Raw genomic sequence first — 15,593 nt, forward strand, 5'->3', positions numbered from 1 at the left:
GCAGGGACCGTGTTGATCGCGTGGCTTTTTAACCCCTCCGTCGGATGAACTTTTTTCTCACACGGTGGCGGCGTTTGCGTTTGCGCGTGCGCAAAGGCATGCCTTTGCGCTACACCATGATGGTCGTGGTGGTGGTGGGTGTCTTGCTGCCAGCGCTCTTGCTCTTGGCGTTAGAGCAGCGGATTTCAGAAAAGTCCCAGCAGGCGCTTTTGACCCAGAGCGAAACAGCGCTGATGAAAATCGGCAGCGTGTCTATCGCGGAACCGATGTGGGTCGTTGACCGGGTGGCACTAGATGCTGCGGCCGTGCGCTTGCTGGAGAGTCCGCAGATCGTGGCGGTCCGCATTGAAGACGGCCTTGCCAACACTCCGGTTCTGGAGCGGGTGCGTGCCGACTTCACCGGTGACCTGGATCGCGATACCGCCGGTGCCCGGTTAAGCCGCCGTGCGCAAGCAGTGATGCGCAACGGCGAGTCCCTGGGGACGCTGGTGCTGTGGTTTGACGCCGATTACGGGCGAGGTCTGCTGCAGGCGCGGCGCGACCAGATGTTGGTTTTGGTGTTGCTCCAGACCCTAGCGATTTTGGCGGTGCTGATGCCGATTCTGGTCACCCGGGTGTTGCGTCCTATCGAGCGCTTGAAAGAGCATGCCAGTGCCTTGCTGGAGCACAACCTCGACGCTCCGGCCGCTCAACTTTTTGTTTGGCGTAGGCACGATGAGCTCGGTTTGCTGGGCCGGCATTTGGGTCGGGTGCAAGAGGAGTTGCGCGAGCTGTTCATGCAGTTGGGCAAGAAAAATGCGCAGCTGCAGCAAATGGCGTTTTACGACCAGCTGACGGGTCTGCCCAACCGCTCGCTGTTTATTGACTTGGTGCAGCGCGAAATGCTGGCGGCAGAGCGCAATGGCCAGCACTTCGGCATTTTCTTTATCGACCTGGATCGCTTCAAGGCGGTCAACGATTCCATGGGGCATGCCGCGGGCGATGCCTTGCTGATCGAAGTCGCGCGCCGGTTGCGCGAGGTGCTGCGCGAAGTCGATGTGGTATGCCGCCAGAGCGGAGACGAATTCCTGGTGCTGGTGCGGGATATCGACCACTGGGAGTCGCTGGGAGAGCTGGCACAGCGCATCTTGCGTGTGGTGGAAGCGCCGGTGGTTTTGGCACAGATACCGGTCAAGGTGTCGGCCAGTATGGGGATTGCCCTGTTTCCTGAGGATGGCCGGGATTTTGAAACGCTAGTCAAAAATGCGGATATCGCGGTCTACCAAGCCAAGACACTGGGCCGGGCCCGCTACAGCTTTTATCACTCGGAGTTGAACTCGCGATTGCTCGCCAATCTGGAACTCGAGCAAGAGCTTGCCTATGCGATCGACCATAACCAGCTGGTGCTGCACTACCAACCGCAAGTAGATGCTTCCGGCGGTCAACTGGTTGCGGTGGAAGCCCTGGTCCGTTGGCAGCACCCTACCCGCGGCCTCTTGTATCCGGCCCAATTTATCGGTTTGGCCGAGGAGTCCGGACAGATTGCGGAAATGGGTGTTTGGACCTTGCGCGAGGCCTGCCGCCAACTCGCAGACTGGACCGCGCGTGGAATCATGGTCGGCAACATGGCGGTGAACGTGTCGGCGCTGGAGTTCCGCGATCACCGTTTGCTGGACAGTTTGCAAGCCGCTTTGGAAGCCAGCGGCGTGCCGCCGCAGCGCCTGGAGATCGAGATCACCGAAAGCGTCTTGATGGCGGAGACGGAAACCAGCCAACGCATCATTGAGCGTTTGCGGCAGATCGGTGTCGGCATTGCGATTGATGACTTCGGCACGGGTTACTCGTCGTTGGCTTACCTCAAGCGTTTGCGCCCCCACCAACTCAAAATTGACCGTTCATTCGTGAATGACACCGAAACCGACAGCGACTCGCGTGCCATCGTGAAGGGCGTCATAGGGCTTGCGAACGCCTTGGGGCTGAATGTAGTGGCCGAAGGGGTGGAAACCGCCGAGCAGCAGCAGTTCTTGATCGAGGCGGGCTGCCACACCTTACAGGGGTATTTCATTGCCAAGCCTTTGAGTGTGGACGCTTTGGAGGACTGGCTTCGCAAGCGCACAGCATAAATTTACACAGGGAGAAACAGGATGAATACATTAACCAAAACATCCGCAGACACATCGTTTGTTTTTACAGCACTCGTGCTGGCCGCACTCAGTGCGTCGCCATCGGCATTGCATGCGGCGGGTACGGTGAACAGTACGTTTGAAGCCCGACCCGTGGTGCAAGGGGTGCCCTTGCAGCTCAACGGTGCGGGTACTCGCTACCGTGCGATTTTCAAGGTCTATGACATGGCTTTGTACACCCCCGCCAAGGTGAACACGCCGGAGTCCTTGATTGCCATGCAGGGCCCCAAGCGCTTGAGTTTTGTTGCCTTGCGCGATTTGCCGGGGACTGATTTGGGCTTGGCCTTCATCAAAGGCTTGACCAATAACTCACCGGCAGAACTGGTTCAAAAACACACCGCTTCGAGCACCCGGTTGATTGAGATTTTCTCGGGCAAGGCGAAGCTGTCGGCGGGTGACACCTTTGCGATGGAGTTCGTACCGGGCAAAGGAACGACCTTTTATATTCAAGGACAAGCGCAGGGTGCACCGATCGGCGATGCCGAGTTCTTCAGCATGGTGCTCAGAATCTGGATCGGCCCGGTGCCAGCGGACTTCAAACTCAAGGACGCCCTGCTCGGCCTTTGAGCTGTAGCCAGAGCAAACCGGCTGCCGTGAGCAGCAGCGGGGGGATGGATCCGATGTTGAGCCAGGCCCACCCCTGCGTGATCACCAGTGCGCCGGACGTGAGCGAGCTCAGGGCCATGACTGCAAAAACGCAGAAGTTGATCGCGGCTTGCGCACGGTCTTTCTCTTCCGGCCGGTAGGCGCTGAGTGCCAAGGTGGTGCTGCCGGTGAACAGGAAGTTCCAACCCACACCCAGCAAAAACAGCGACACGACAAACTGCTGCAGCTCCAAGCCGCTCAGCGCAATTGCCACACACAGCAGGTTCAGGGCCAGTCCGACGGCCATCACTGGCAACGTGCCAAAACGCTTGATCAGGTGGCCGGTGAAGAAGCCGGGCGCAAACATGCCGATCACGTGCCACTCCAGCACCAGCGCGGCATCGTCAAAGCTGAGGCCGCATTGCTGCATCGCCAGTGGGGTTGCCGCCATTAGCAGGTTCATCACGCCATAGCCCATGGATGCGCTCAGGCAGGCCACCAGAAATGCCGGTTGCCGTGCAATCTCTGCCAGGGAGCGACCGGTGTGCACCTGGCTCGTGGGAGGCTGGTGGGGTGGAAACTGCACCCAGGCCATGAGCACCATCGCCAGCAATGCGACGCCAGCCAACACGATATAGGCCCCGGTAAATGGCACCTCCATCAGAGTGCGGGTTTGGGCGGCAAGGTTAGGTCCGGCAATGGCGCCCAGGAGACCGCCCGCCAGCACCAGCGAGACCGCCTTTTCACGAAAGGCCGGCAGTGCCAACTCGGCAGCTGCAAACCGGTACAACTGCCCGTTCGCGCTGTAATAGCCGGCCACCACTGTCGCCGCGACCAGGCCCCAAAACTGGTGGTGTGCCACGCACCAGGCGCCCGCCAGCGCCGATACCACGGCGACTGCCAAGCCAATCTGGAACGAGGTCCGGCGCCCGAAGCGCGCTTGTGTAGCAGCCACCAGCGGGGTGGCCAAAGCGCCGCCCACGACGTAGCCCATGACGGGTAGCGTCGCCATCCAGCCATAGGGGGCCAAGCTCAAGCCCACCAGCCCATTGATAGCAATGAAGGTGACGTTGTTGGTGAGAAACAGCCCCTGGCATAGAGCGAGCAGCCAAAGGCTCCGGTTCATGCTTGGGTCAGCAAAGTGAGTGCTGCAAGCGCTGCGGTTTCGGCCCGCAGCACGCGCGGCCCCAGAGACGCGGGTGCAAAGCCGGCCACGATGGCTAACTCCTCTTCTGCTTGGCTCAGGCCGCCCTCAGGGCCTGAAAGAAACCAGGCGGGCCCGGCTTGTACCGGCAAGCGCGCAACCGGCGTGCTGCCAGCGCGCAAGGACAGTAGCAAACGCTGGTGGTCGGCTTGCCCGGCGGCCGGTGTTTTCAGCCACTGGCTCAGGCTTTGCATCGGGTGGATGACGGGCACCAGGTTGCCGCCACATTGCTCGCACGCCGAGATGGCCACGCTTTGCCAATGGGCGATTTTCTTATCAGCACGCTCGCCGCTGAGTTTGAGCACACTGCGTTCGGTCATCAGTGGCTGAACGCTGGCAACTCCGAGCTCGGTGGCTTTTTCAATCAGCCAGTCCATGCGGTCGTTAGCCGGCATGCCGACGGCGAGGTGGATCTGTCGTGCGGGTTCACGGGCCATGCTGCGGGCTGCGCCCACACGCACTTGAACATCGCTGCGGCCCATGCGGGTGACGGTGGCATCGTATTCGTCCTGGCTGCGCCCATCGAACAGGGTGATGGCATCCCCCGGTTGCAGCCGCAGCACCTGGACGTGCCGGGCGGCCCCCGCAGGCAAGTCGAGTTCCGTGTCGCTCACCAGAGGGGCAGCGCAGTAAAAGCGTGGCATATATTGCTATGAATTCAGTAGCGCTAGGCGCAAGTAATAAGAGCGCTAGCGTTGTTTTTGACTATGAACGGCCGAACGCGAAGACATTCGGCACTTCAATGCCATCCACCTTTTCCACCAAGCGCAACAATGGCTTGAGCTGGATATAGCGGCTGCAGGTGCTGCGGATGTAGTCAATAAAGCGGGGCGTGTCCGCAAGGTACTTGGGCTTGCCATCACGCAAGGTCAGGCGCGCAAAGATACCGGCGATTTTGAGATGGCGCTGCAGCCCCATCCACTCCACGCCGCGGTAGAACTCACCGAAATCATCCCCCACGGGCAGGCCCGCCTTGCGGGCTTTTTCCCAGTAGCGGATCGTCACGTCGAGGCAGAAGTCTTCTTCCCACGTCAAGAACGCGTCACGCATCAGGCTGGCAATGTCATAGGTGATGGGGCCGTACACCGCATCTTGAAAGTCGAGCACGCCCAGGTACCGTGGGTCGGTCTGGCCGGGCACCGCGAGGTCATCGGGCACCATCAGGTTGCGGGGCATGAAATCGCGGTGGACATAGACGCTGGGCCACGACAGGTTGTTTTGTATCAGCAGCGCGAAGGTGTCATCCAGCGTTTTGCGCATGGCCGGGTCGATGGTGACCTGGCGGTGTGCGCCGATGTACCACTCGGGAAACAACTCCAGCTCGCGGCGCAGCAGCGCCTCGTCGTAAGGCGGTAGCACTTGGGGGGCTGACGAGAGTTGCCACTGGACCAGGGTATCCACCGCATTCAGGTACAAATTCAAAGGGGGCTGCGCCGGGTCTATGGTTTGCATCATGGTCCGGGTGCCCAGGTCCGTGAGCAGCATGAAGCCATTGCCTTCGTCCCACGCCAGGATCCTCGGGGCGCGCAAGCCCGCATGGTTAAGCAAGGCGGCAATGTCCACAAAGGGCTTGCAGTTCTCTTTTTCCGGGGGGGCATCCATGATCACCAGGCTTCCGCGGTTGCTTTGCACCCGGAAGTAACGGCGAAAACTGGCGTCGGCAGAGGCCAGCCCCAGGGTGTCGGGCACAAAGCCGAAACCCGCTTGTTGGCTATCAAACCAGGCTTGAAAACGCTGTTGTCGTTCCGTATCAGCCCATGGAATGGGTTGCAAGGACGAGGTGGGGGGAGTGGATGTGGCGGACGGCACAGGGTGAGAGCTTGGGGTCATGGATAATCCATTCTACAAAGCCATGCCGCCGCGCCCTGTGGGCAGTGTGCTGGTGCCTTTCTCCCATAACGTGGTTTCTGCCTTCCGCCCATGCGTTTTTCTATGTGCGCTCTGCCCGTCGGGGCGCCTGATTGCCGGCCGCCGTTGATCCGCCTTGTGGCTTTGGTGGCGTTGGCTTGTGTCCAGATGTCTGCACAAGCGCAACAGGAAGCCGATCAAAGCCCGTTAAAGCTGATCGCCACTCCCAAGTTGCAAGAGGGGCTCGAGGCGACCCAGCTGGAGTCTGCGCCGACCTTCTTGTTTGGTGACACTCTGACCGGCCGTACCGATCTTGAAACCATCGTGCAAGGGAACGCTGAAATGCGCAAACCCGGCACAGTGATCAAAGCAGACCGCCTCGAGTACTACGCCCCTGATGATCTGGCGCGTGCGACCGGCAATGTGCGGATCAATCGCAATGGCAATGTATTTGAAGGGCCTGCGCTGGAGCTCAAGGTCGAGGCCTTTGAAGGCACTTTTGAGTCGCCCCAATACCGCTTTCTCCAAAACGGCGCGCACGGGGATGCCTCGAAAGCGGTTTTCCTGGATGAAAGCCGTACTGTGGTGTACGGCGCAACCTACACCACCTGCCGCCGCAAACCCGGGCCTGATTGGGTCCCCGAATGGGTGCTCCGCGCAGCAGACATTGAGTTCGACAGTGGCGAGGACGTTGGCATTGCGCATGGCGCGTATCTGCATTTCATGGATGTGCCCATCCTGCCGGTTCCGGCTATCAGCTTTCCGCTGAGCGATGCCCGCAAATCCGGGGTCATGCCGCCCACCATTGGCTTAGGGGATGTGAACGGTACCGAAGTCAGTGTTCCCTACTACTGGAATATCGCGCCCAACCGGGATGCCACGGTCACCCCGACCGTGATGACCGCGCGTGGCGTGACCGTGGCGGGCGAGTTCCGCTACCTCGAGCCCACCTACTCCGGCGTTGTGCGGGGCAATTACATGCCCGCTGACAAACTGCGCAGCGCAGACCGCTGGGGCGCCACACTGAACCAAACGGGCACTCTCGGCGCGGACTTGGGAAATGCAGCGTACGCGCTCAATCTGAACCGGGTCAGCGATGACAACTACTGGAGCGATTTCGCCAGTATTGGTGCCCTGACCTCGCGAACATTGGCCAACGATGCGGTGACGACCTGGTCCCGCTCTGGCTATACGGTGACGGGTCGGGCGTTGCGGTGGCAGACCTTGCAGTCTTCCACATCGGTGATCACCCCTCCCTATGACCTGACCCAGCTCAATGTGCTGCGCAGCCAGCTCAATGATCGTGGCTTCGATTGGTCTGTGCAGGGCGATCTGTCGCAGTTTGAGTCGGATCGTGCACTCACGCTTCAGCCGAATGCCCAGCGGATGTACGGCTTGGCCCAGGTGAGCCGGCCTTTTATTGCGCCTGAGGGCTTTGTGACCCCCAAGCTTCAGCTGCACACATCGGTCTATCAGTTCGATTCTGCTATTTCTACCGGCAACCGGTCGGCCGACAGTACCGTGCCCACGTTCAGCCTTGATAGTGGCTTGGTGTTTGAGCGCGACACCGGGTGGAATGGGCGTGCAATGACCCAAACCTTGGAGCCGCGGCTGTTTTATGTCCGGACCCCTTACCGCAACCAGAGCTACCTCCCTAACTACGATACCGCTGCGAGCGACTTCAACTTTGCCAGCATCTTTACCGAAAATGCCTACGTCGGGCACGACAAGATTTCAGACAACAATCTGGCGACCTTCGGTCTGACGACCCGCTTTTTGGATGCGCAAACCGGTGAGCAATTGGCGCGTTTCGGCGTTGCGCAACGTTACCGTTTTGAAGACCAACGGGTGACCTTGAGCCCCGCGGCCGAACCCGCGTTGGCCGGTTGGAGCGACATTCTGCTCGGGGCCGGGGTCAACGTGTCGCGTCAATGGGGATTTGATTCGACGGTGCAATACAACCCCTTGACCTCGCAGTCGAGCCGTGCAACCGTCGGCGCCCGCTATACGCCTTCGCCCTATCGTGTGCTGAATGCGGCTTATCGGTTCCAGCGGAGTGTGAGCGAGCAAATTGACGTGAGTTGGCAGTGGCCCCTGAATGATCTCTGGGGCGATGCAGGCAGCGCAGCAGTTCCCGGCGGTGGCTTGGGTGAGGGCCGCTACTACGGAGTGGGGCGCTTGAACTACAGCTTGAATGAGAACCGTATGGTCGATACCCTGTTGGGTGTCGAGTACGATGCCGGCTGTTGGCTTGCCCGTGTCGTGATCGGGCGGGTGCAGACGAGCGCCAGTTCGTCGACTAGCAGCATCAAATTTGAACTGGAGTTTGTGGGATTTACCCGTGTCGGGGTAAGCCCGCTCCAGGCCTTGAAATCGAATATTTCGCGTTACCAGAACTTGCGGGAACCAGGCGGCTCCAAGAACAGCCGCTTTAGTAACTACGAATGAAAACCATGAATTTTTGTGTAAGGGCGTTGGCCCTGGCCTGCATGCTGACCGTGTCGGTACCTGCATCGATGGCGCAGACCAGTCAAGCCGCAGACTACATCGTGGCAGTCGTGAACTCTGAGCCGATCACCTTTCAAGAGATGAACCTTGAAGTCCGTCGTGTCGGGCAGCGACTGGCGCAGCAGGGGCGCCCTGTGCCCGGGGCTGACGAATTGCGTCGTTTGGTCTTGGACAGGCTGATCAATGACCGGGCCCAGCTGCAACTGGCGCGGGAGCAGGGTATCCGGATTGATTCGGTTGCCATCGACCGGGCCGAGCAAAACATCGCGAGCCAGAATGGCTTGGACGTGGATGCGCTTCGCCAAAAGGCCGCCAATGACGGGTTTTCGGTCACCAGCTTCCGTAACAATTTGCGGGATCAGCTGATTTTGAACCGGCTCCACGAACGGGAAGTGGAGTCGTCTATCCGTATTTCGGATGTGGATGTCGATCGGGCGATCCAAGAACAGCAAGCGACGAATACGGACCCGTTTGCCCAGGAAATCAACCTCGCCCAGATTTTGTTGGTGCTGCCCGAGAAGGCCAGCGGCGAAGAAGCAGCGGCCTTGCTATTGAAAGCCCAAAAACTGATGCAGCGTGCCCGCAACGGTGAAGACTTCAATGCTCTGGTCCAGGAATTTTCGGCGGCGGATCGCCGAAATGGTGGGCAAATCGGCTTGCGTCGTGGGGACCGTTTGCCCCCCGCTTTTGTGACCGCGACCCAGGGCCTGCAGCCGGGTCAGGTTTCTGACGTGGTGCGCACCGGCGCAGGCTTTCACATTTTGAAACTGATAGAACGCAAAGCGCCGGAACGCTTGGTGGTGACGATGGTGCAGACCCGTGCACGGCATATTTTGTTGCGCGCTAATGCTCAAATGACGCAAGCACAGGCGATCGCGAGATTGACCGATGCACGCAAACAGATTGTCAGTGGCCAAGCGGACTTCGCCAGCATGGCGCGCAAGATGTCGCAAGACACTTCTGCCGAGCAGGGTGGCGATTTGGGCTGGGCCTCCCCGGGGATGTTCGTGCCCGAGTTTGAGGAAGCCATGGGCCGTTTGCAAGAAGAGGGTGCGGTCAGCCCACCCGTGGTGTCGCGGTTTGGTGTGCACTTGATTCAACTGAATGATCGTCGCCGTGTGGAACTGAGTCCCCAACAGGTTCGCGAGTCGGTGCGTGCTCAATTGCGACAAAGCCGCTACGAAGAGGCGTACACCGCCTGGGCGCGTGATGTCCGCGCCCGGGCTTTTGTTGAGCTGCGCGAGGCACCGCTATGAAACATTTGGCGCGTAAACGCTTTGGGCAGCATTTTCTGTCGGATGCCGGCATCATTGACGCCATCGTGCAGGCGATTAATCCCCAACCCGGTCAACCCGTGGTGGAAATCGGGCCCGGCCTTGCCGCTTTGACCCAGCCTCTGGTGGAGCGTTTGGGGCACTTGACGGTGATCGAACTGGACCGCGACCTCGCCAAGCGGCTACGCAGTCACCCGCAACTCACGGTGATTGAGTCAGACGTCTTGAATGTGGATTTCAGTGCCATTGAGATCGCTCCGGCGGTCCTGGAGTCCGGTGCCAAGACCGGATCTGGCAAGCTCCGTGTGGTGGGTAACTTACCCTACAACATCTCGACACCGATTCTTTTTCACCTGTTGGATCACGTAGACCGCATCGAAGACCAGCACTTTATGCTGCAAAAAGAGGTGATCGACAGGATGGTGGCGGCACCCGATAGCTCCGATTTCAGTCGCTTGAGCGTGATGCTGCAGTGGCGCTACGCCATGGAAGATGTCTTGTTTGTTCCGCCCGAGTGCTTTGACCCGCCTCCGCGTGTCAATAGCGCGGTCGTGCGGATGGTGCCCTTGGAGCAGCCGCCGGTGCTCGATATCGCCTTGTTTTCAGAAATGGTGCAAGTCGCCTTCAGCCAGCGCCGCAAACTGCTGCGCCACACCTTGGGTGCATGGTTGGAGCAAAAAGGCTTTACCGGGCAGTTTGATGCCCAGCGCCGCGCGCAAGAGGTGCCTGTGGAGGAATACGTCGCATTGGTGCAGGCTATCAAAACTTGATCAGACCCTGTCTGAAGTCCCTGAACAGAAAACTCAGGGGCCAAAAAAAGGCCTGTCATCGACAGGCCTTTTTTATCGCTCTATGCGTGGTCTTTAAGCGGCTGCCAGCCAATAACCTGCATTGAAAGGGCTGCTCATGCGCAGCGCCAAAGGTGATACGTCCAATAACTTGTCAGTGGGCATTTTTTCACCACTCTCGGTTATGGGCTCTGCGATGGCCAATTCGGCCACTGCATCGCTGCTTGCCTCGTTCGCCCGTTCTGCTTGGCTGGTTTGTGCAGAACGGGCTACAGAAAAGAATAGAAGCATCGGAATGGAATTTTCCGGTCTCCCCAGTAATCTGCAGTGTCACGGAAGATGTCGAGCAATTGCTCGCGAGCTTCCTTGTCGAATTTCACGTTGGCCGGAATGTGCTCCAGCACAGCCACAAAACCGGGCTGTGGGCCTGATTTGTGGACGGGATCCGTCAGGTTGTCGTACAGCGCATCAAAGTTCTTGCTGACAGTCGTAGGCAACATGAATTGCTGTCCGATCATGTCCAAAACATCTTGTTTGGTTTGCGCGTCCGCCAAATTGGCGTACAAAAAGTGGTGGCCCAGACCCTGAGCGGCTTCTTGTAAGTCCGACACGCGAAAAGCGCGAATCGACTGAACGATATTCGTTCTAACAGTTCGAAGTGGCATATCCATCCCCGATTCTCTTTCTCAAAGTACAAAATTCGATTCAGGGCACGATCTTGCGAAAGCTCGCATAGTGATCGGCCGTGTAGTAACAAGCTTGTGGCGCTGTGATCTGGCGCCCACCACACACAATTCTTCGAGCACCACGGTTGGAGGCGCCAGGGGTTTTGACGGTGTATTCACGGTAGAAGCCGCGTGTTTGCAGGGGGAGTAATCGCTCCCGGTTACCGAAAACACTGCCGTCTTTGTCGTAGGGAAATGGGCCCCCTTGCAGTACCAGTTGGTAGGTCGTGCGCGCTTGGGGCGGCAGGCTGTTGAGTGAGACGACGCTGTCTGTTGCGAAGCCCGGTGTCTCTTTGGCAATTACATGCCCAGAGGTCAGCGCTACCGATAAAAACAAGCCAGTGAGTACTAACTTGATGACTCCCTTGTGCACCCAGAATCCTTTGCGACTACTGCGGGTTAACCCGAAAAACTAAGCCACTAGTGTCGCGGAAACAGCACAAAAAAGCAAGGGCTTGCTCAATAAATAAGCAAGCCCTTACACAAGATTTACAGATTTTGAGGGGTTAGCCCCCTCCGTTTTCAGCGCGTTGCGTTGGCGTCAGCCACTGTCAACGCTGTCATATTCACAATGCGCCGGACCGTGGTGCTGGCAGTCAACACGTGCACCGGTTTGGCAGCGCCTAACAACACTGGCCCGATAGCAATGTTGCCGCCCGCCGCTGTTTTGAGCAGGTTGTAGGCAATATTGGCAGCATCGATGTTGGGCAGAACTAAGAGGTTTGCATCGCCATGCAAGGTGCTGTTGGGCATCAGGGCTTTGCGGGCAGCGCTGTCCAGCGCGACATCGCCGTGCATTTCCCCGTCGACTTCCAGCCACGGCGCTTGTTCACGCAATAACTCCAAGGCGCGACGCATCTTGATAGCGCTGGGTTCGTTGCTGCTGCCGAAGTTGGAGTGGCTCAGCAACGCTGCCTTTGGCTTGAAGCCGAAACGCATCATTTCTTCCGCAGCCATGACCGTGATTTCGCAAAGCTCTTCTGCGCTTGGGTCGTAATTCACATGCGTGTCGACCAAAAACACTTGGCGGTTAGGCAGCATCAGGCCGTTCATGCACGCATAAATCTGGACATCTTGGGGGGTGCTGGGGCTGCCGCCCTGGCGTTTACCGATCACCTGGTCGATGTACTGCAAGTGGGTTGCGGTGGTGCCCCAGGTACCGCAGATCAAGCCATCGACATCACCCTTGTGGAGCAACATCGAGCCGATCAGGGTCAAGCGGCGGCGCATTTCGATCTTGGCCATCTGCACCGTCACGCCCTTGCGTTCGGTCATCTGGTGGTAGGTCTGCCAGAAGTCCCGGTAGCGGTGGTCCTGCTCGACGTTGACTACGTTGTAATCCACGTTCTCTTTCAAGCGGAGCCCGAATTTTTCAATCCGCTCAGCAATCACTGCAGGGCGACCAATCAGGGTCGGGAGCGCCAAACGCTCGTCCACCACAATTTGCGCAGCGCGCAGCACACGCTCGTCTTCGCCTTCCGCGTAGGCCACGCGCTTCTTCAGTGCCTTTTTGGCGGCATTGAATATCGGCTTCATCGTGGTGCCGGATGCGTAGACAAAGCTTTGCAGCTTGTCGCGGTAGGCATCCATGTCTTGGATTGGGCGCAAAGCTACGCCGCTGTCTGCCGCAGCTTGGGCAACTGCGGGAGCAATCTTCATCATCAATCGCGGGTCAAACGGCTTGGGAATCAGATACTCAGGTCCGAACGCCAGTTGCTCGCCCACATAGGCGGCAGCCACCACTTCGCTTTGCTCCGCTTGGGCAAGCTCTGCAATGGCGTGTACCGCAGCGATTTCCATTTCCAGGGTGATAGTGGAAGCACCTGCATCCAGCGCTCCTCGGAAGATGTAGGGGAAACACAGGACGTTGTTGACCTGGTTGGGGTAGTCGGTACGTCCGGTGGCCATGATGGCGTCGTCACGTACCGCTTTGACTTCTTCAGGCAGGATTTCCGGGGTGGGGTTGGCCAGAGCGAAAATCAAAGGGCGCGCCGCCATCAATTTCACCATGTCCGCCTTTAGCACGCCGCCCGCGGACAAGCCTAAGAAAATATCGGCACCGGCAATGACTTCACGCAAAGTGCGTGCGTCGGTTTTTTGGGCGAACTGGATCTTGTCTTCGTCCATCAGTTCGGTGCGACCTTCATAGACCACGCCTGCCAGGTCAGTCACGAAAATGTTTTCGCGTGGAATGCCCAGCTTCACCAACAAGCCCAAGCAGGCCAATGCAGCGGCACCCGCGCCGGACGTCACCAGTTTGACCGATTTGGGGTCTTTACCTGCAACTTTCAGGCCGTTCAAAATGGCGGCGCCCACGCAAATGGCCGTGCCATGCTGGTCATCGTGGAACACCGGGATCTTCATCCGCTCGCGCAGCTTGCGCTCCACGTAGAAGCAGTCAGGCGCCTTGATGTCTTCAAGGTTGATGCCACCAAAGGTGGGCTCCAGCGAGGCGATGATGTCAACCAGCTTGTCGAGGTCGTTCTTTTCATCGATTTCGATGTCGAACACATCGATGCCGGCGAACTTCTTGAACAAGACGCCTTTGCCTTCCATGACCGGCTTGGAGGCCAAGGGGCCGATGTCACCCAGGCCCAGCACTGCGGTTCCGTTGGTGATCACTGCAACCAGGTTACCCCGGCTGGTGTATTTGAAAGCGTTGTTGGGGTCTTTAACGATTTCTTCGCAGGGAGCCGCCACGCCTGGCGAATACGCCAGCGCCAGATCGTGTTGGTTGATCAGCTGTTTGGTCGGCGCAATTGCCACTTTGCCCGGGGTCGGGAACTCGTGGTACTCCAGCGCTGCTTGACGCAACTGGGCTTTTTTCTCAGCGGAATTTGAAACAGGGGGACGTGGCGTAAGCGGCTGGATCAGATCTGTCATTCGGCTTCCTCTGCGGCTGGGGCTCTAGCAAAGGCGCGTGACCCGCAGCACGTTAATGGGCTTTGCATTGTAGACCTCGCTTACTAAAGGCTTACCTGTAAGGAGGTCAACTTTATGCGAATGGGGTATGGGTTTATGTCCAATTACTGCGTGGTGAGTTTGGACATTTCCATGCGGCGCGCGGTGCTCTTTCCGGCAAGCACAAAGCCGCGTTGTACGCCTGCTTTGTCTACAAAGCGCCAAGCACCCTCTCCACCTTCGGCCTCCCATTCACCCGCTACTGCTGGGTGGGCGGCGGCAACCACCAAGGGTAAAGCGGGTGTTTTGACACTGACAGGCATCAGCGGAAATACCACCTCAGTGGGTGTACCCGCCAGCGTAGCCGCCAAGGCGCGCGCGGCTGTCATCACCGGCATCACATAGGGCAGGGTGCGCTGTCCTGCGCTCTCGTACTGCACACAATCCCCCAAGGCATATACGCCCGGTGCCGAAGTCTCCAGCAGCGCGTTGACCACAACACCCCGTTCACACACCAAGCCCGCGGACCGGGCAATCTCGGTGTCGGCCCGGAGCCCGATGGCGCTGAGCACGCTATCGGCCACGAGGCTGCGACCGTCTGACAAAGTGACAGACAAGCGCTTGTCTTCCCCATGCTCTACCTTGGCCACAGAGGTGCCAAAGTGCCACTCTATGCCCAGGCCTGCAAGAGCGCTTTCCAACTGCTGGCTGGCGGCATCGGGCAGCAAGGCCGCCAAAGGGCGTGGTGCCAGATCGCTCACATGGACGTGCACACCCGCTTGGGCCAGGTCGTTGGCAAATTCGCATCCGATTAAGCCGGCGCCCATGACCACCACGGTCTTGCTCTTGCCACTGTCCGGAAGGCTCGCGTCCACCCCCAGCGCGTGATGAAAAGCGGCAAAGTCGTCCAAGGTGTTGATGGATTGCACCGCGTCAGCCGCATCGCCAGCCAAAGGCACGCGAATCGGGTGAGCACCGGTGGCCAGAACCAGTTGACTGAAGGCCAAGGTTTGGACACCTGCTGAACTTTGCAGAGTGACCGTGCGGGCCGCTGTGTCAAAGCTGAGCACCTGCGTGTGGGCCATCAATGTGATGGCGAGTGTCTCGACCATTTTTGCGGCTGGCGTGGTGACCAACTGGGCTGGCGTACGCTTCTGTGCATAGGCGTTGGAAAGCGTCGGCTTGGCATAGAAGTCGCCGCTGTCGGTCGTGATCATCACGACAGGGGTGGCGGTATCCAGCTTGCGGAACTCGCGCACCGTGGACCAACCGGCTACGCCAGCACCGACAACGATAAGGGGTGCTTGGCTCATGCGGGTGCTCCTTCTGCAGCGCGCAATGCCCTGCGCTGGTTGATGCGCTCCCAGCCTTTTTCATGAAAAAAGAAGGCAACGGCTTGCACGGTTGGCTCCAGCAAGCTGAGCGTCAAAGACATCAGCACGTCTCCAGTGACTGCGTAGGCGACCATGGCGGCTACGCTGATGTGCACCACGTAATAACTGGCGGTCTTTTTCAGCGTGGATAAGTTTTGTCGGACAAAGCGGGTCATGCGAGTGGTTCCTTGAAAAGCTTCACCGGGAGGGCTGTGGTTGATGGTG

Annotated in this window: 13 protein-coding genes; 5 read left to right on the top strand and 8 right to left on the bottom strand. The window is 58.8% G+C overall.

The features are described from left to right. Positions 1-44 precede the first annotated feature (44 nt). Both RAE19_RS09830 and RAE19_RS09835 read left to right on the top strand, forming a co-directional pair. Entirely contained in the window at positions 45-2,102 is a 2,058-nt protein-coding gene (locus RAE19_RS09830; RefSeq protein WP_313874716.1) for a putative bifunctional diguanylate cyclase/phosphodiesterase, read from the top strand. A gap of 21 nt (positions 2,103-2,123) precedes the next feature. Next, the gene (locus RAE19_RS09835) at positions 2,124-2,729 is read left to right on the top strand and encodes a chalcone isomerase family protein (protein ID WP_313874717.1); all 606 of its coding nucleotides are present in this window, start codon (positions 2,124-2,126) and stop codon (positions 2,727-2,729) included. Here RAE19_RS09835 and RAE19_RS09840 read toward each other — a convergent pair. From RAE19_RS09840 to RAE19_RS09850, 3 genes are all read right to left on the bottom strand, one after another. Continuing rightward, positions 2,704-3,873, bottom strand: coding sequence for an MFS transporter (locus RAE19_RS09840; protein WP_313874718.1), 1,170 nt, complete (start codon positions 3,871-3,873; stop codon positions 2,704-2,706). The two genes, RAE19_RS09835 and RAE19_RS09840, sit on opposite strands and share 26 nt — an antisense overlap. Next, positions 3,870-4,595 (bottom strand): 16S rRNA (uracil(1498)-N(3))-methyltransferase, encoded by a 726-nt coding sequence (locus RAE19_RS09845; RefSeq protein ID WP_313874719.1) that lies wholly within the window; start codon positions 4,593-4,595, stop codon positions 3,870-3,872. The genes RAE19_RS09840 and RAE19_RS09845 overlap by 4 nt, the downstream gene beginning before the upstream one ends. Before the next feature lie 61 nt (positions 4,596-4,656). Beyond that, positions 4,657-5,781, bottom strand: coding sequence for an aminoglycoside phosphotransferase family protein (locus tag RAE19_RS09850; protein ID WP_313874720.1), 1,125 nt, complete (start codon positions 5,779-5,781; stop codon positions 4,657-4,659). A 102-nt stretch (positions 5,782-5,883) separates the two neighbouring features. Here RAE19_RS09850 and RAE19_RS09855 point away from each other — a divergent pair, with 102 nt between their 5' ends. The 3 genes from RAE19_RS09855 to rsmA are packed head-to-tail and all read left to right on the top strand — an operon-like array spanning position 5,884 to position 10,351. After that, a complete protein-coding gene (locus RAE19_RS09855; protein WP_313874721.1) occupies positions 5,884-8,247 on the top strand; it encodes an LPS-assembly protein LptD in 2,364 nt (787 codons plus the stop codon). A gap of 5 nt (positions 8,248-8,252) precedes the next feature. Next, entirely contained in the window at positions 8,253-9,563 is a 1,311-nt protein-coding gene (locus RAE19_RS09860; RefSeq protein ID WP_313874722.1) for a peptidylprolyl isomerase, read from the top strand. Then, positions 9,560-10,351 carry a 16S rRNA (adenine(1518)-N(6)/adenine(1519)-N(6))-dimethyltransferase RsmA gene (rsmA, locus tag RAE19_RS09865; protein ID WP_313874723.1) on the top strand — a complete coding sequence of 264 codons (792 nt, stop codon included), beginning with the start codon at positions 9,560-9,562 and terminating at the stop codon, positions 10,349-10,351. Before RAE19_RS09860 ends, rsmA begins: the two co-directional genes overlap by 4 nt. A gap of 287 nt (positions 10,352-10,638) precedes the next feature. Here the strand turns inward: rsmA and RAE19_RS09870 are convergent, their stop codons facing one another. The 5 genes from RAE19_RS09870 to RAE19_RS09890 all read right to left on the bottom strand — a co-directional run bounded on the left by RAE19_RS09870 (position 10,639) and on the right by RAE19_RS09890 (position 15,544). Beyond that, positions 10,639-11,040: a barstar family protein gene (locus RAE19_RS09870; protein WP_313874724.1), complete on the bottom strand. Its 402-nt coding sequence runs from the start codon at positions 11,038-11,040 to the stop codon at positions 10,639-10,641. A 34-nt stretch (positions 11,041-11,074) separates the two neighbouring features. Beyond that, the gene (locus tag RAE19_RS09875; protein WP_428984070.1) at positions 11,075-11,395 is read right to left on the bottom strand and encodes a ribonuclease domain-containing protein; all 321 of its coding nucleotides are present in this window, start codon (positions 11,393-11,395) and stop codon (positions 11,075-11,077) included. Between the two features lie 221 nt (positions 11,396-11,616). Then, positions 11,617-13,977 (bottom strand): NADP-dependent malic enzyme, encoded by a 2,361-nt coding sequence (locus RAE19_RS09880; protein ID WP_313874725.1) that lies wholly within the window; start codon positions 13,975-13,977, stop codon positions 11,617-11,619. 143 nt (positions 13,978-14,120) lie between these two features. Continuing rightward, on the bottom strand, positions 14,121-15,308 hold the full coding sequence (locus RAE19_RS09885; RefSeq protein ID WP_313874726.1) for an FAD-dependent oxidoreductase: 1,188 nt from the start codon (positions 15,306-15,308) through the stop codon (positions 14,121-14,123). Further along, entirely contained in the window at positions 15,305-15,544 is a 240-nt protein-coding gene (locus tag RAE19_RS09890) for a DUF2061 domain-containing protein (RefSeq protein ID WP_313874727.1), read from the bottom strand. Before RAE19_RS09890 ends, RAE19_RS09885 begins: the two co-directional genes overlap by 4 nt. Positions 15,545-15,593: the final 49 nt, after the last annotated feature.

It is taken from the genome of Rhodoferax potami, from assembly GCF_032193805.1.
Lineage (GTDB): Bacteria > Pseudomonadota > Gammaproteobacteria > Burkholderiales > Burkholderiaceae_C > Allorhodoferax > Allorhodoferax potami_A.

Bases quoted from the DNA above. Each gene is read 5' to 3' on its own strand.
- RAE19_RS09830 (WP_313874716.1), top strand. From the start codon at position 45: ATGAACTTTTTTCTCACACGGTGGCGGCGTTTGCGTTTGCGCGTGCGC.
- RAE19_RS09835 (WP_313874717.1), top strand. From the start codon at position 2,124: ATGAATACATTAACCAAAACATCCGCAGACACATCGTTTGTTTTTACA.
- RAE19_RS09840 (WP_313874718.1), bottom strand. From the start codon at position 3,873: ATGAACCGGAGCCTTTGGCTGCTCGCTCTATGCCAGGGGCTGTTTCTC.
- RAE19_RS09845 (WP_313874719.1), bottom strand. From the start codon at position 4,595: ATGCCACGCTTTTACTGCGCTGCCCCTCTGGTGAGCGACACGGAACTC.
- RAE19_RS09850 (WP_313874720.1), bottom strand. From the start codon at position 5,781: ATGACCCCAAGCTCTCACCCTGTGCCGTCCGCCACATCCACTCCCCCC.
- RAE19_RS09855 (WP_313874721.1), top strand. From the start codon at position 5,884: ATGTGCGCTCTGCCCGTCGGGGCGCCTGATTGCCGGCCGCCGTTGATC.
- RAE19_RS09860 (WP_313874722.1), top strand. From the start codon at position 8,253: ATGAATTTTTGTGTAAGGGCGTTGGCCCTGGCCTGCATGCTGACCGTG.
- rsmA (WP_313874723.1), top strand. From the start codon at position 9,560: ATGAAACATTTGGCGCGTAAACGCTTTGGGCAGCATTTTCTGTCGGAT.
- RAE19_RS09870 (WP_313874724.1), bottom strand. From the start codon at position 11,040: ATGGATATGCCACTTCGAACTGTTAGAACGAATATCGTTCAGTCGATT.
- RAE19_RS09880 (WP_313874725.1), bottom strand. From the start codon at position 13,977: ATGACAGATCTGATCCAGCCGCTTACGCCACGTCCCCCTGTTTCAAAT.
- RAE19_RS09885 (WP_313874726.1), bottom strand. From the start codon at position 15,308: ATGAGCCAAGCACCCCTTATCGTTGTCGGTGCTGGCGTAGCCGGTTGG.
- RAE19_RS09890 (WP_313874727.1), bottom strand. From the start codon at position 15,544: ATGACCCGCTTTGTCCGACAAAACTTATCCACGCTGAAAAAGACCGCC.